This window comes from Okeania sp. SIO2B9 (assembly GCF_010672505.1).
GTDB classification, from domain to species: Bacteria; Cyanobacteriota; Cyanobacteriia; order Cyanobacteriales; family Microcoleaceae; genus Okeania; species Okeania hirsuta.
The window spans coordinates 1-1,169 of record NZ_JAAHGK010001749.1; the positions used below are offsets into that span (position 1 = coordinate 1).

At 30.5% G+C, this 1,169-nt stretch carries 1 protein-coding gene; it reads right to left on the reverse strand.

Translation table 11 applies throughout. The features are described from left to right. Positions 1-166 precede the first annotated feature (166 nt). The gene (locus tag F6K13_RS34160) at positions 167-385 is read right to left on the reverse strand and encodes a hypothetical protein (RefSeq protein ID WP_124146484.1); all 219 of its coding nucleotides are present in this window, start codon (positions 383-385) and stop codon (positions 167-169) included. Between the last annotated feature and the right edge of the window lie 784 nt (positions 386-1,169).

Here is a 1,169-nt window from a genome sequence, read left to right on the forward strand (position 1 = left end):
TCCTGTCTCCTGTCTCCTTCTTCAAAATATGGATGGCTATCATCCCGAGTCTCCCTTACAGGAAAACGCGGGACTTTCCGTCATGGGAGTAAAAAAAAATTAAGCTGCCTTTAAGTTTAAGGCAGCTCTATCAAATAATTTTTAAATCTATAGGTAGTTAAAATCTTTATTTCTGAGCAGTTGCGGATTCTTTGACTAATTCTTTAATTTGTTCCAAGTTATCTGGATCTACATAATGACATACTGCGTCATCTAGACAAATTAAAGCCCAGCCAGACTCATCTATGCTCATTAGTTTATAATCTCCTTGCTGTATAAAAAATCCTTTGTGATTACGAGTTTCTGGCTTTAAACTAACTTCTTTGTTGTTGTTATTAATTGTCATTGTATTTCAACTCCTTTGTATTATCTAAAAATTAGGTCTGGCTCTCTGATATAGAGATTTTTACTAAAGACTAAACAAGTTGTTAAATTTTCCCAGACTTGCTTATGTATATTAGGCACAGCCTCACACTCTAAAAATCTTTTTCTGAATTTATTTGTGCTTTAACTACCTATTCATTTTTTTTGCTTAGTGTATGTTATTGTTTTACTTTCAGCAATTTTTGTAGGTCATAATAGGCTATTAATTCAGACATTTTATCTGTGTTTTAGGATTGTACAGATAATTTCCCATTATCCTCATTTATGCAGACAACTTTATGATATTATTTGAGTAAATATCTTGAGGAAGTCAACCTTTAACTTGAATTTTATGTAATGCCAATATTAGCATTCTTCAAGTTTTCGCTAGATGATTTAGAGGTAGTTTGTAGAGCTAGATGCTCTATGTGGGATGTTCTCAATTTACAGCGATTAAGTAATCTCTTAAAGTTCTAAACATCATAACATGATTTTCTTGGATATCTCATAAAGTTTTTATATGAATTATTAAGTTTTTTTAACATATATATTTTAACTTCTTGAATCAGTGAAGAGTAGTTTAACTAGGAGAAGGAAAAAAAGATTTAATGTTGAGAATTTATGCGAGTTCTATATCTTTGAAAAATAGCTTTTAATGTTTTGCTTCATCTATACAGTTATCAGCTCAACTCAAAACTATTTATTATCATCCTTTAGTGGTTTCTGGATGCTATAACACTGCTTTTTTATAGTGTATAGTTTATCTT

Coding starts and splice junctions, on each gene's coding strand:
- F6K13_RS34160 (WP_124146484.1), bottom strand. CDS start 385: ATGACAATTAATAACAACAACAAAGAAGTTAGTTTAAAGCCAGAAACT.